We start from the raw sequence: 13,442 nt of genomic DNA, 5'->3' as shown, positions 1-13,442 counted from the left end.
ACGCCGGATTTTTTTGATATCACCCTGTAAACACTTCGCCATCAGGATAACGGATATTTGATTGCTCTGTTTTTGCGAATGAAAACACGAACGTTAAAGGACCAATTCTTCCGATAAACATGATGACAATGATGATACACTTGCCAGCTGTTGTCAGTTCAGGAGTAAGCCCCATCGTAAGGCCGACAGTTCCGAATGCGGAAAAGGTTTCAAACACAATTTGAAGAAATGGCGCTTGTTCTGTGATCGTCAGGGCGAAAATCCCTAAAAACACGATGAACAAACTGGTGACGCTCACAGCTAAAGCTTTAATGATAATCGGATATTTGATGGAACGGCGGAAAATAACCGTTTCTTTTTTACCTCTCAAGTAAGCAATAACAGATGTTAAAATCACGATGAACGTAGTCAGCTTAATGCCGCTCGCCGTTGATGCGCTTCCTGCTCCGATAAACATCAATAATAAAGTAAATACAATTGTTCCTTCTCTCATGCTTCCAAAATCTAGAGAATTGAACCCTGCGGTTCTCGGCGTCACTGCCTGAAAATAGGAGGCCCACAGTTTATCCACTATATGCAGGTGGCCGAGCGTGCCGGGGTTGCTGTATTCTAAAATAAAGACCGTAAGCATAGCGATCGCATTCAACATCAGCGTTCCTGTAAGCATGAGCTTTGTATGTAAAGAAAAAGCTTTAAAACGCCGATTTTTCATAATATCAAACAGAACCGTAAATCCGATCCCTCCTGTAATAAATAAGAAAGTAATCACGAGGTTTACTGTAGGGTCGCCAATGTAGCTCATCAAATTATCAGGCCACAACGAAAACCCGGCATTGTTAAAAGCAGATATTGCGTGAAACAAACTTGCAAACAAGCCGGATGACCAGCCGTACTGAGGTACAAGCCGGATGGATAAAATGAGTGCTGCTATCAATTCAATACTGATCGAAAACAGAAACAAGACTTTGACAAGGCCAATGACACCGCCGATTGTCGGCTGGTTTAAGGCTTCCTGGACGAGCATTCGTTCTTTTAAGCCGATTTTTTTTCCTAATATCATGACGATCAAGACCGCAAATGTCATAAATCCAAGCCCGCCAATCTGAATCAGCCCCATAATAACTGTTTGCCCGAATACCGTAAATTGAGTGCCGGTATCGACAACAGCAAGCCCTGTAACAGTTGTAGCGGAAGCCGCAGTAAAAAGGGCATCTATCCATGACAATGGCTTCGTAGTGGAAATCGGAAGCATTAATAGGACAGCCCCGATGATAATGGTAAGGAAAAAACCAATGGCAAGCACTTGAGGCGGTGTAAACCGAACCCATTTGATCACTTTATCCTTTTGAAGTGTCACCTTTGTCTACATCCCTTCGTTTTCAAAACGTTTAATATCCTTTTTGTGGCCCATGATCACCAGGCAATCTTGCTCGTGAATGATGTCTTCAGGCGCGGGGGAAAGACAGATATCTCCATGATGTTTGATGGCCAGGATCGTGCAGCCGTACTTTGCTCTTACATTCAGGTCAATAATCGATTTTGAATCAAGCTTGCGCGTAGCCAGCAGCTCGACAATACTGTATTCATCAGATAGATCAATGTAATTCAAAACATTCTCGTCTGAAAGGCTTTGTGCGATTTTAACCCCCATATCTTTTTCAGGATGAATAATGCGGTCAGCGCCGATTTTTTCAAGCACCTTGTGATGATAATAGTTTTGAGCCTTCACCCAAATATTTGGAATATCAAGCTCCTTTAATAATAGGGTGGTCAGCGTACTCGCTTGAATATTTGCTCCGATGGCAACAATCACATATTCAAAATTGCGTATTCCTAATGAAAGCAATTCGTTTTCTTCGGTGGCGTTGGCAATTACCGCATGAGTGGCGTAAGAAGCATATGCATTGACCTTTTCTTCGTTGATATCAACCGCAAGGACCTCATGCCCCATTCTATGAAGTTCTTTACAAATGCTGCCGCCAAACCGGCCCAGACCGATCACGGCAAATTGCTTATTTTTAATTCTTCCCAATGTTCATATCTCCCTTAGTGAATTAACGTTTTTGAAGCAAAAAAGACCATTGCAAAGAATGGCCGATAATAGACCTCCTCTCTGTATACGCCTACGAGGTTAGCTGTCGGATTAGGGATTCAGAGTACCCCCTCTTACTTAGTAAGATTCACCCCAAGGCTGTTAATAAAACAGCCAATCGTTGGTTCCCCCGTTCGTGTTTGATTAAGCGGTAAAAGAGACTGTATGAAATTGAACACTCAAGAATTTACTCCTGTTTCTAGTGTTTGTCAATTTAAATTTTAAACCAGAAAAAAGATAACGGGAATTAGAGAAAAAGGGGAGGGTAAAACGCAAAAAAGACCGGCGTTAACCGGTCTTTTACATTAGTTGCAACCGCAAGGCTGAGTCGGAGGAGTGCTGCGCTTAGCCACGTCAATGCTGGCTTCTGCGTAAAATTTATTTCCGATGCTTAATGATTTATTCTCTGCACGGAAAGTATATGTACCTGCGGCAGGAAGTGTTTTGTTATTCAGTTTTAATTTAAATTCGCCAGCTCCTAACAAATCAAGTGCCAAAGGAACTCTTACTGTTTTCCCGTTATTGAGGATCTGTGTTGTACGCAAGGCATTTCCGTTCAATGTGTCTTTCGTGTTTGCAGTAAATCCGCTTGGCAATGTAAACTCCATAACGCCAAGGCTGAGAAGCGTGTTTGGACGGTAAGTCAATTCGATATCTGAGAAAGACCATTCCGTTTTGCTGGCGCCAGTGATTGTTGCGAACAATGAAGCTGTAGACTGTGTTCTCATAGTAGATTCAGTATGAGCTTTAGTTGATGTAGATTCAGCCGCGAAAGAAGCTGTAGGTGCAGAAACGAGTAACCCGAGACTTAATGCACTAATTGCCAAAGAAGATAATAATTTGCGTTTCATAACAAAATTCCCCCTAAAAAATGATAAATTAAACAGGCCTGCCCGCTTTTCACCTCCTCTGAAAGGCCAAATACAAATTTTACCTACATAAAATTACCATCAAATATTTTGGAAGTAAATGGGGTGTTTTTCCCGTATTTTTCAAATTTGTAGTAGTTACATCAAAAAAACGCCTGGTTTCCCAGGCGTTTTCTGCTTTACTTTGTTTCGATCGGTATAAATTTAAAAATTTCTCCGGTCTGCACCGATTCAGCAAGCCGTTTCAGCCAGTCATAGTAAGCTTTAGAGCTTTCCAGCTGATCATATAACTGCAGTGCTTCATTTTTGATATCCTCATCGAGATCTTCCTTGCATAAAACCTTTTGTAAATCAGCTTGAGCTTCCTCGATCGCTGCTACATTCACTTGAACCTCCCGCTCCCATTTAGGCGGAAAGAAATTTGTGAAAAATTTAAAGAAATCCTTCTCAGCCACAAATGTATGCTTACGGATGCCCCGGTGAAATGTTTTTTTCACTACATTTAAGTCTTGAAGCTTTTTGACGCCTGTGCTCATGCTTGGTTTGCTCATTTGCAGCTCCTCACGCATTTCGTCAAGCGTCATCTCATCCCTCATATACATCGTCCCATATAAAATCCCGACACTGCGGGTAATTCCGTAAAGATCCATCGTTTCAGCAATGGAGTCAATAACAAGATCCCGAGCCTGTTCTATAGCTGCAAATTCTGGATTTTCATCCATACTGACCCTCTTTTCCTTTAGAAAATTAAATTCGTTAAGTTATTTCTTTATGTTCTTTATCTTAACCAAACATGAGGAAAAGTCAAAAAGAAAAATCGAAATGGGACTTTGACAGTTTAAAAACCATGTGTTAGATTAAGGTTGTTAAAAACATTAAATTTTTATTTAACAAACTTTATTTACGTCAAGGAGGCTTATATGAGTCAAACATTATTCATTGACGGAGAATGGATCAGTGCCGAAAAAGAACAGATCCGCAGTATTATCAACCCATTTAATCAAGAAGAAATTGCAACTGTAAGCGAGGGAGGGCGAGAGGACGCCATCAAAGCAATCGCAGCCGCACGCAGAGCATTTGACAAAGGAGAATGGTCTGCGCTATCCGGGCTTGAACGCGGGAAAATTGTTCTGAAAATTGCGGAATTAATCAGACGCGATCTTGAGGAGCTGGCTGAGCTTGAATCTCTTGATACAGGAAAAACACTCGAAGAAAGCAAGGCCGATATGGACGATATCGCCAATGTTTTTCAATATTACGCCGGCTTGGCAGACAAAGATGGCGGAGAGATCATTTCATCTCCGATTCCTGATTCAGAAAGCAAAATTATTAGAGAGCCAATCGGGGTTTGCGGCCAGATCACTCCATGGAATTATCCGCTCCTTCAAGCGAGCTGGAAAATCGCCCCTGCACTGGCTGCAGGAAACACAATCGTCATGAAGCCGAGTGAGATTACGCCGCTGACGACAATCAAAGTCTTTAAGCTGATGGAAGAAGCCGGTGTACCAAAAGGTGTCGCAAATCTTGTCCTTGGACCGGGAGCCACAGTGGGCGACGAGCTTGCCGTAAACAAAGACGTCGATTTGATTTCGTTTACGGGCGGAATTGAAACAGGCAAAAAAATCATGCGGGCGGCAAGCGGAAACGTCAAAAAAATCGCCCTTGAACTTGGCGGGAAAAACCCAAATATTGTTTTCAAGGACGCGGATTTAGAAGTTGCGGTTGATCAGGCCTTAAACGCTGTATTTTTCCACGCCGGCCAAGTATGCTCTGCAGGTTCCCGCTTGCTTGTTGAGGATGCCATTCATGATCAATTTTTGGCGGAGCTGGTCAAACGGGCAAAACGCATAAAACTCGGAAACGGTTTTCATGCTGAGACAGAAAGCGGTCCGCTTATTTCGGCGGAGCACAGGGCAAAGGTAGAAAAATATGTTGAGATCGGAATAGAGGAAGGCGCGAAGCTGGAGACAGGAGGCAAACGCCCGGAAGATCCTGAGCTTCAAAACGGCTTTTTCTATGAACCTACTATTTTCTCAAACTGTAATTCTGACATGAGAATCGTTCAGGAAGAGGTTTTCGGTCCTGTATTGACAGTCGAAACCTTCAGCTCTGAAGAAGAGGTAATCGAGCTTGCGAATGATACCATCTATGGCTTGGCTGGAGCGGTATGGTCAAAAGACATTGAAAAGTGCGAACGGGTAGCAGCCCGCTTGAGAATGGGAACCGTTTGGATCAACGATTTTCATCCGTACTTTGCACAAGCGCCATGGGGCGGATATAAGCAATCCGGGTTCGGACGCGAGCTTGGAAAGATAGGCCTTGAAGAATACACAGAAGTCAAACATGTATACCGCAATACAAAACCGGCAGCGGTTAACTGGTTTAATTCATAAGAGGGGGAGATTGATGATGACATTAAATATGAAGGTAGAAAGCATGCAGAAATTCCACACATTTGAAATTCCGACTGTGATTAAGCATGGAATCGGAGCCATCAAGCATACGGGTGAGGAAGTAGCTGCACTGGGCGTATCAAAAGCGCTCCTTGTCACAGACCCAGGGATTTATAAAGCCGGTGTTGCTGATCCTGTAATCGAATCACTTAAAGAAGCAGGCATTGAAGTGGTGCTCTTTAATAAAGTTGAGCCAAACCCGCCTGTCCGTCTGGTGAATGAAGGATCTGAGCTTTACAAAAAAGAGAACTGTAATGGTTTGGTGGCAGTCGGAGGCGGAAGCTCCATGGATACAGCAAAAGCAATCGGAGTAGAAGCGACTCACGAAGGAAGCGTGCTTGATTATGAAGCGGCAGATGGGAAAAAACCGCTGGAAAACCGCATTCCTCCGCTGACGACAATTCCCACTACAGCTGGAACAGGATCAGAAGTAACCCAATGGGCGGTTATCACAGATGAAGAAAGAGAATTCAAATTCAACACGGGCGGTCCGCTGATTGCAGCGCACTTGACCATCATTGATCCTGAGCTTCATGTTTCAATGCCTCCGCATGTAACAGCTATGACGGGAATTGATGCGCTCGCCCATGCCATTGAGTGCTATACAATGAAATTTGCACAGCCAATCACGGATGCGGTTGCCCTAATGGCGATTGAGTATGCCGCTCATTACATTAAGAGGGCATTTGCTGACGGAGAGGATCTGGAAGCGAGGTACGGAATGGCGCAGGCAGCGATGCTTGCCGGTCTTTCTTACGGAAGTGAATCAGCGGGCGCGGCTCATGCGATGAGCCAAACGCTTGGCGGTATTATCCCAGTCGCTCACGGCCAATGTGTAGCGGCGATGATGGGCCCTGTCATGGAATACAACTGGAAGGGCTATCCTGAGAAGTTTGCGCGTATTGCGAAAGCGTTCGGTATTGATACAAGCAAGATGACAACAGAAGAAGCTGCGAAAGCATCTGTCAATTGGATGTATGATCTGGTCGAAGATTTAGAAGTGCCGACTTTAGAAGAGCAGGGAGTATCACCTGATATGATCGAACGCTTGTCTAAAGAAGCAATGAAAGATCCGCAAACCTTCGGAAACCCTAGAGATTTAAATGAAAAAGCATACAACTGGATCTACAAGCGCTGCTTTAACCTTACGCCTAAAACGGTATAATCAAAATCCCGCTCCTTTACAGAGCGGGATTTTTTGGGATAATGAAGCATAGGTGGAAATTTTAGATAAGAAAGAAGGTGCCAGCTGATGTGGAAGCGTATGACTGCAAAAGCGGAAGGCTTATATATCGCAGATACAAAAAGCTTCGTAACAAAGCAAATGGACAAGCTTGATTTTGATTATGGCGGCATCCCCGGCGACTTGCATTTTGGCCTGACCAAAAAAGCGGGAGCCAGAGAACCAATGTTTTCAAGAGGGACTGAAATTTTCAACCGCAGACAAATTTCAATTGTTTCAATAGAGGAATGCAACGAAATCGCTTTAAAAATGGGAGTGCCGAGAATTTTGCCGGAATGGCTCGGGGCGAATGTGGCAGTCAGCGGTATGCCAGATCTTACTTCATTAAAAGAAGGAAGCCGGATTATTTTTCCGAGCGGAGCGGCTCTGCTGTGTGAGGGCGAAAATGATCCGTGTATCCAGCCGGGAGAAGTCATTCAGTCTTATTATCCGGACCAACCGAAGCTGGCGCCGGCTTTCGTCCGCCACGCACTGGGCATTAGAGGGATTGTCTGTATTGTGGAGAGACCTGGTGCTGTTTACACAGGTGATGAAATAGAAGTTCATTCCTATCAGCGAAAAGTCAAACGAAAAGCAGAAAGGGTCTGATTAAATCAGGCCCTTTCTATCTTTTCTTTAATTTCTTTCATTTGGCTGAGGTGCCGTTTTTCATGATGGCCGATAAAATCGATCCACTGTCTGACAGTCAGCTCTTGAAACACGGGATGCGGAAGCACTCTTTCAAAATCTTCTTCTTTCAGAGAGGCAATCGCAGCAGTCAGCTGCTCTCTTACCACATCAAGCTCACGTTTCATTTGGCTGCCTGAAATAAAATCATGCGCAGGCTCAAGATGACTCGGGGCTTTCCGTTTATTATTTCTGTCCTGTGCTACCTCAAGCGGTTTTTCTTCAATTTCTTTAATCGGAGCGTCCTTTACACGTTCCTTCAACATTTTTTGTGCGGTCATATCGATTTTTTTCAAATGGTCAAGAACTTCCCGTATGCTCCATTCTTCAGCAGAAGGCTTTTGGTTCAGCTTTTCGTCAGAAAGTCCTTTCAATTCGTTCCACGTTTCTAATCTGGCTTCATTAAAGATACTCATCATATCTCCTCCTAAAATGACATTACCATATATATAAGCAATTATCATTTATAAAGCACTTCAAACGGGTTATTTGTCTTAAAATTTTGAAACTTTTCCCGGGGAGTCCCGTATAAATGGTAACGGCAGCCGTTCATCAATGCATTGATGAAGAAAGGATGAGGAAATTGGAGTTATTTGGAGTACCTATACAAACAATGTATCTTTATACGCTTATTATTGCGGGCAGCCTTACGCTGTTATTCCTGTTTTTCGGAGATGTATTTGCAGGGCTGCCAGAAGGCATTCCGTTTCTTAATCCGACATTAGTGCTCTCATTTTTCACATGTTTTTCAGCGGGCGGATATATAGGTGAACTCGTATTGCCTCTGTCGAGCTTGCTGATTGCGCTTTTATCTTGCATCCTTTCAATCATGCTGGTGGTATTGCTTCACATCTTTGTACTGGTACCATTATCATCTGCAGAAGAATCATTGGCATATAGAGAAGATGATCTCAGAGGAAGACTCGGTAAAGTGATTACAGCTGTGCCGGTTGACGGGTTTGGTGAAGTGGTCATAGAAGGGATAGGCGGGACCATTTCAAAGTCAGCGGTCAGTTTTGATAATCAGCAGATCAGTTACGGGACAACGGTGTTAGTCGTAGATATTAACAACGGAGTTCTTTCGGTTACTCCGCATGAACCCATTTAACATACAAGGAGGAATTTGATATGACAATGCCGATTATAATGATCATCGGAGTTGTATTCTTTTTATTAATTGCACTAATAGCTGTGTTTATTACGAAGTATCGTACAGCAGGGCCTGATGAAGCGTTAATTGTAACAGGGAGCTATCTGGGCAATAAAAATGTTCATGTCGATGAAGGCGGCAACCGTATTAAAATCGTCCGCGGCGGAGGAACCTTTGTCCTTCCCGTCTTCCAGCAGGCAGAGCCGCTAAGCTTATTATCAAGCAAACTCGATGTTTCGACACCTGAAGTCTATACAGAACAAGGAGTGCCAGTAATGGCCGATGGAACTGCGATTATTAAAATCGGCGGTTCTATAGGAGAAATCGCTACAGCGGCCGAACAATTTTTAGGGAAATCAAAAGACGACCGTGAGCAGGAAGCGCGGGAGGTTTTAGAAGGCCACCTTCGTTCCATTCTCGGCTCAATGACAGTAGAAGAAATCTATAAAAACAGAGAAAAATTCTCTCAAGAGGTGCAGCGTGTCGCTTCACAGGATCTCGCGAAAATGGGGCTTGTAATCGTCTCGTTTACCATTAAAGATGTTCGTGATAAAAACGGTTATCTTGAATCATTAGGGAAACCGAGAATTGCCCAAGTAAAACGCGATGCTGATATCGCAACAGCAGAGGCTGATAAAGAAACCCGAATTAAGCGGGCAGAAGCCGATAAAGACGCAAAAAAATCAGAACTTGAACGGGCGACGGAAATCGCTGAAGCTGAAAAACTCAATCAGCTCAAAATGGCTGAATTCCGCAGAGAACAAGATACGGCAAAAGCGAATGCCGACCAAGCATATGATTTAGAGACTGCCCGAGCGCGCCAGCAAGTCACAGAGCAGGAAATGCAGGTTAAAATTATCGAACGCCAAAAACAAATAGAACTAGAAGAAAAAGAAATTCTTCGCCGTGAACGTCAATACGACTCAGAGGTAAAGAAAAAAGCCGATGCAGACCGTTATTCTGTTGAGCAGTCCGCAGCAGCTGAGAAAGCCAAACAGCTCGCGGAAGCCGATGCCAAGAAGTACAGTATAGAAGCAATGGCAAAGGCTGAGGCGGAAAAAGTAAGAATTGACGGGCTAGCAAAAGCAGAAGCGGAAAAAGCGAAAGGAGAGACAGAAGCAGAGGTTATCCGCCTGAAAGGTCTTGCAGAAGCGGAAGCAAAAGAGAAAATTGCGGCTGCCTTTGAACAGTACGGGCAGGCGGCGATTTTCGATATGATTGTCAAAATGCTTCCGGAATACGCGAAACAAGCAGCCGCACCTCTTTCAAATATTGATAAAATCACCGTTGTCGATACAGGAGGAAGCGGTGAATCAAGCGGAGCAAACAAAGTAACCAGCTATGCGACGAACTTAATGTCAAGTCTGCAAGAAAGTTTAAAAGCATCCTCGGGAATTGATGTAAAAGAAATGCTTGAGAACTTTTCAGGAAAAGGAAACGTAAAACAAAGCATTAATGAATTAACAAATGAAATCAAAGAAGCCAAAACGATCCAAAAATCAGAGTAAGGAAAGGGCAGAACCGTATGGTAACTGTACGTGAAGCGAAGTTAGAGGATATAAAGGACATTGCAAAAGTGCATGTAGACAGCTGGAGGACAACATACCACGAAATTATCCCGATTGATTATTTAAACAGCCTGAACTATAAGGAATTTGAAGACAAATGGAAAAGTCGCTCGTTAAAAGGAGTATTTGTTGCTCAGGACGAAAAGGGTTCAGTATTCGGCTTTGCTTCATTTGGACCTATTCGCTCTGAACAAGAAGGCTATGACGGCGAGTTATACGCTATTTATCTTCTGGAAGAGCGCCAGCGGCAAGGTGCAGGCAGGGCGCTCTTAGCAAAAGGAGCGGAGTTTTTGCATCAACATGGTTTTTCAAGTATGTTTGTTTGGGTTATTGAGCAGAATCCCTCGATTATATTTTATCAGGCCTATTCACCTGAAAGAGTAGCGGAGGACAACTTTGAAATTGCCGGAGTAAGGCTGAAAGAAGTAGGTCTTGGCTGGCTGGATCTTTCAGCTTTAAAAACACTTCTTAACAGATAACGAACAATCCCCCAGCGGAATTCGCTGGGGGATTGTTACTTTTACGCTTTGTCACTTTTAAGCAAACGGGGTGCTGTCATAAATAATAAACATAGGACAATTGCACAAATAATGAATGAAGGTACCATGTAAGTCGCATTATAAGTTAAAGAATAAATCCATACCGGTGTTCCTTTTGGAGCAAAGCTGCCGAAAAACACAGCTCCTGAAATGACATGCGCGGCATAGCGCAGCAAACTGCCGATAAAAACTGCGCTGACCACTGAAACAATCAATTTCCCTTTTGTTTTTGATACAGCGGCTTTACGGACTGAAGAAGCGAAACAGCCGCTTATGCCGATTGCCGCGAAAGCGACAATGTAATCTAACAATAGCTGTACAGGATGTTGAGCAAACAAGTTTCCGATTGCTATTTGTACTAGACCTGTCAACAAACCTGTAGTAAGACCTGCTTTGACACCCCAGCGAAACGAAATTAAAAAGATCGGAATCATCATGATGGAGACCGAGCCTCCTTGAGGCATGCTAAGAAACATTCCTGAGACAATGTCTAAAATAACGGCTGCCGCTGTCATAATGGCAATTTCAATAAGGCGAACCAGTTGCTTAGATTGATTCATATCTATCTCCTTCCATTGACAGACAACCAAAAGGACAACAAAAAAGCAGCACGCGGAAGGATGAGAAAAGTTCCACGCACTGCTTTACGATCTGCAATTCATTTGACTTTGCCACATCCCTACGCCAGCGTTAACTAACAGGTTCAAAGGGTCAGAACGAAACCGCTCACTCTCAGCTTTAATGCTCCCCTTGTGGTCATCAGTATTTAGTTCGTTTCTACTATACAAGAAAACGAAAAAAACAACAAGATCACATGACTGATGTATATGTTCTTTTAAGAAAGTTATATGATACACACGCTTTAGAAATCATGGCGAGGATTATAGTTTATTTGTTTTATAGATTTTTTAAAAAAACTATTGCAATAAATAAATAGAGGTGTTATATTATTAAACGTCGCTGATGCACAGCGGACACAAACTAGATGCTTCAAAACAACTTGAAAAAAGTTGTTGACAAAAAAGAAGCTGAATGTTATATTAGTAAAGCTGCTTCATTGAGAAGTGACGAAATGATCTTTGAAAACTAAACAAGACAAAACGTACCTGTTAATTCATTTTTATAAATCGCACAGCGATGTGCGTAGTCAGTCAAACTAGGGCCTGCACGACGCAGGTCACACAGGTGTCGCCGCAGGATGCGGTGAACTTAACCTGTGATCCATTTATCGGAGAGTTTGATCCTGGCTCAGGACGAACGCTGGCGGCGTGCCTAATACATGCAAGTCGAGCGGACAGATGGGAGCTTGCTCCCTGATGTTAGCGGCGGACGGGTGAGTAACACGTGGGTAACCTGCCTGTAAGACTGGGATAACTCCGGGAAACCGGGGCTAATACCGGATGGTTGTTTGAACCGCATGGTTCAAACATAAAAGGTGGCTTCGGCTACCACTTACAGATGGACCCGCGGCGCATTAGCTAGTTGGTGAGGTAACGGCTCACCAAGGCAACGATGCGTAGCCGACCTGAGAGGGTGATCGGCCACACTGGGACTGAGACACGGCCCAGACTCCTACGGGAGGCAGCAGTAGGGAATCTTCCGCAATGGACGAAAGTCTGACGGAGCAACGCCGCGTGAGTGATGAAGGTTTTCGGATCGTAAAGCTCTGTTGTTAGGGAAGAACAAGTACCGTTCGAATAGGGCGGTACCTTGACGGTACCTAACCAGAAAGCCACGGCTAACTACGTGCCAGCAGCCGCGGTAATACGTAGGTGGCAAGCGTTGTCCGGAATTATTGGGCGTAAAGGGCTCGCAGGCGGTTTCTTAAGTCTGATGTGAAAGCCCCCGGCTCAACCGGGGAGGGTCATTGGAAACTGGGGAACTTGAGTGCAGAAGAGGAGAGTGGAATTCCACGTGTAGCGGTGAAATGCGTAGAGATGTGGAGGAACACCAGTGGCGAAGGCGACTCTCTGGTCTGTAACTGACGCTGAGGAGCGAAAGCGTGGGGAGCGAACAGGATTAGATACCCTGGTAGTCCACGCCGTAAACGATGAGTGCTAAGTGTTAGGGGGTTTCCGCCCCTTAGTGCTGCAGCTAACGCATTAAGCACTCCGCCTGGGGAGTACGGTCGCAAGACTGAAACTCAAAGGAATTGACGGGGGCCCGCACAAGCGGTGGAGCATGTGGTTTAATTCGAAGCAACGCGAAGAACCTTACCAGGTCTTGACATCCTCTGACAATCCTAGAGATAGGACGTCCCCTTCGGGGGCAGAGTGACAGGTGGTGCATGGTTGTCGTCAGCTCGTGTCGTGAGATGTTGGGTTAAGTCCCGCAACGAGCGCAACCCTTGATCTTAGTTGCCAGCATTCAGTTGGGCACTCTAAGGTGACTGCCGGTGACAAACCGGAGGAAGGTGGGGATGACGTCAAATCATCATGCCCCTTATGACCTGGGCTACACACGTGCTACAATGGACAGAACAAAGGGCAGCGAAACCGCGAGGTTAAGCCAATCCCACAAATCTGTTCTCAGTTCGGATCGCAGTCTGCAACTCGACTGCGTGAAGCTGGAATCGCTAGTAATCGCGGATCAGCATGCCGCGGTGAATACGTTCCCGGGCCTTGTACACACCGCCCGTCACACCACGAGAGTTTGTAACACCCGAAGTCGGTGAGGTAACCTTTTAGGAGCCAGCCGCCGAAGGTGGGACAGATGATTGGGGTGAAGTCGTAACAAGGTAGCCGTATCGGAAGGTGCGGCTGGATCACCTCCTTTCTAAGGATATTATACGGAATATAAGACCTTGGGTCTTATAAACAGAACGTTCCCTGTCTTGTTTAGTTTTGAAGGATCATTCCTTCG

12 protein-coding genes, 1 rRNA gene and 2 riboswitches are annotated in these 13,442 nt (G+C 44.6%); of the genes, 7 read left to right on the top strand and 6 right to left on the bottom strand.

The window, feature by feature from the left end:
* Positions 1-19: 19 nt before the first annotated feature.
* The 4 genes from ktrB to gbsR all read right to left on the bottom strand — a co-directional run bounded on the left by ktrB (position 20) and on the right by gbsR (position 3,683).
* A complete protein-coding gene (ktrB, locus tag QF06_RS13855) occupies positions 20-1,357 on the bottom strand; it encodes a Ktr system potassium transporter KtrB (protein WP_041850602.1) in 1,338 nt (445 codons plus the stop codon).
* 6 nt (positions 1,358-1,363) lie between these two features.
* On the bottom strand, positions 1,364-2,032 hold the full coding sequence (gene ktrA / locus QF06_RS13850) for a potassium uptake protein KtrA (protein WP_003228942.1): 669 nt from the start codon (positions 2,030-2,032) through the stop codon (positions 1,364-1,366).
* Between the two features lie 72 nt (positions 2,033-2,104).
* A riboswitch (cyclic di-AMP (ydaO/yuaA leader) is annotated at positions 2,105-2,253 on the bottom strand.
* A gap of 144 nt (positions 2,254-2,397) precedes the next feature.
* Entirely contained in the window at positions 2,398-2,943 is a 546-nt protein-coding gene (bslA, locus tag QF06_RS13845) for a biofilm surface layer hydrophobin BslA (protein ID WP_003243556.1), read from the bottom strand.
* Positions 2,944-3,140: 197 nt separating this feature from the next.
* Positions 3,141-3,683, bottom strand: a complete 543-nt coding sequence (gbsR, locus tag QF06_RS13840; RefSeq protein ID WP_014480661.1) for a transcriptional regulator GbsR — start codon at positions 3,681-3,683, stop codon at positions 3,141-3,143.
* A 198-nt stretch (positions 3,684-3,881) separates the two neighbouring features.
* Here gbsR and betB point away from each other — a divergent pair, with 198 nt between their 5' ends.
* The 3 genes from betB (at position 3,882) to QF06_RS13825 (ending at position 7,245) form a co-directional block, all read left to right on the top strand.
* A complete protein-coding gene (gene betB / locus QF06_RS13835; protein WP_029318514.1) occupies positions 3,882-5,354 on the top strand; it encodes a betaine-aldehyde dehydrogenase in 1,473 nt (490 codons plus the stop codon).
* A 16-nt stretch (positions 5,355-5,370) separates the two neighbouring features.
* A complete protein-coding gene (gene gbsB / locus QF06_RS13830; RefSeq protein WP_003243227.1) occupies positions 5,371-6,579 on the top strand; it encodes a choline dehydrogenase in 1,209 nt (402 codons plus the stop codon).
* An 87-nt stretch (positions 6,580-6,666) separates the two neighbouring features.
* Positions 6,667-7,245, top strand: a complete 579-nt coding sequence (locus QF06_RS13825; RefSeq protein WP_003228953.1) for an MOSC domain-containing protein — start codon at positions 6,667-6,669, stop codon at positions 7,243-7,245.
* Between the two features lie 5 nt (positions 7,246-7,250).
* Here the strand turns inward: QF06_RS13825 and QF06_RS13820 are convergent, their stop codons facing one another.
* A complete protein-coding gene (locus tag QF06_RS13820; protein ID WP_003242867.1) occupies positions 7,251-7,739 on the bottom strand; it encodes a DinB family protein in 489 nt (162 codons plus the stop codon).
* 167 nt (positions 7,740-7,906) lie between these two features.
* Here QF06_RS13820 and QF06_RS13815 point away from each other — a divergent pair, with 167 nt between their 5' ends.
* The 3 genes from QF06_RS13815 to QF06_RS13805 are packed head-to-tail and all read left to right on the top strand — an operon-like array spanning position 7,907 to position 10,520.
* Positions 7,907-8,431 (top strand): NfeD family membrane protein, encoded by a 525-nt coding sequence (locus QF06_RS13815; RefSeq protein WP_026113746.1) that lies wholly within the window; start codon positions 7,907-7,909, stop codon positions 8,429-8,431.
* Positions 8,432-8,451: 20 nt separating this feature from the next.
* Positions 8,452-9,981 carry a flotillin lipid rafts scaffold protein FloT gene (gene floT / locus QF06_RS13810; RefSeq protein ID WP_015384468.1) on the top strand — a complete coding sequence of 510 codons (1,530 nt, stop codon included), beginning with the start codon at positions 8,452-8,454 and terminating at the stop codon, positions 9,979-9,981.
* Positions 9,982-9,998: 17 nt separating this feature from the next.
* Positions 9,999-10,520, top strand: coding sequence for a GNAT family N-acetyltransferase (locus QF06_RS13805; RefSeq protein ID WP_041850603.1), 522 nt, complete (start codon positions 9,999-10,001; stop codon positions 10,518-10,520).
* Between the two features lie 41 nt (positions 10,521-10,561).
* Here the strand turns inward: QF06_RS13805 and thiT are convergent, their stop codons facing one another.
* The gene (gene thiT / locus QF06_RS13800) at positions 10,562-11,140 is read right to left on the bottom strand and encodes an energy-coupled thiamine transporter ThiT (protein ID WP_003228966.1); all 579 of its coding nucleotides are present in this window, start codon (positions 11,138-11,140) and stop codon (positions 10,562-10,564) included.
* Between the two features lie 99 nt (positions 11,141-11,239).
* A riboswitch (TPP riboswitch) is annotated at positions 11,240-11,341 on the bottom strand.
* A 464-nt stretch (positions 11,342-11,805) separates the two neighbouring features.
* Between thiT and QF06_RS13795 the strand changes: the two genes are divergently transcribed.
* Positions 11,806-13,355, top strand: a 16S ribosomal RNA gene (locus tag QF06_RS13795).
* Positions 13,356-13,442: the final 87 nt, after the last annotated feature.

The sequence above is a fragment of the Bacillus sp. YP1 genome (genome assembly GCF_000877815.1).
GTDB classification, from domain to species: Bacteria; Bacillota; Bacilli; order Bacillales; family Bacillaceae; genus Bacillus; species Bacillus subtilis.
Note: the sequence above shows the minus strand (reverse complement) of the source record. Positions and strands in the feature narration are given on the sequence as shown.

What these genes read in the sequence shown, in the direction of transcription:
- gbsR (WP_014480661.1), bottom strand. Translation starts at nt 3,683, where the DNA reads ATGGATGAAAATCCAGAATTTGCAGCTATAGAACAGGCTCGGGATCTT.
- gbsB (WP_003243227.1), top strand. Translation starts at nt 5,371, where the DNA reads ATGACATTAAATATGAAGGTAGAAAGCATGCAGAAATTCCACACATTT.
- floT (WP_015384468.1), top strand. Translation starts at nt 8,452, where the DNA reads ATGACAATGCCGATTATAATGATCATCGGAGTTGTATTCTTTTTATTA.
- QF06_RS13825 (WP_003228953.1), top strand. Translation starts at nt 6,667, where the DNA reads ATGTGGAAGCGTATGACTGCAAAAGCGGAAGGCTTATATATCGCAGAT.
- QF06_RS13805 (WP_041850603.1), top strand. Translation starts at nt 9,999, where the DNA reads ATGGTAACTGTACGTGAAGCGAAGTTAGAGGATATAAAGGACATTGCA.
- QF06_RS13820 (WP_003242867.1), bottom strand. Translation starts at nt 7,739, where the DNA reads ATGAGTATCTTTAATGAAGCCAGATTAGAAACGTGGAACGAATTGAAA.
- betB (WP_029318514.1), top strand. Translation starts at nt 3,882, where the DNA reads ATGAGTCAAACATTATTCATTGACGGAGAATGGATCAGTGCCGAAAAA.
- bslA (WP_003243556.1), bottom strand. Translation starts at nt 2,943, where the DNA reads ATGAAACGCAAATTATTATCTTCTTTGGCAATTAGTGCATTAAGTCTC.
- thiT (WP_003228966.1), bottom strand. Translation starts at nt 11,140, where the DNA reads ATGAATCAATCTAAGCAACTGGTTCGCCTTATTGAAATTGCCATTATG.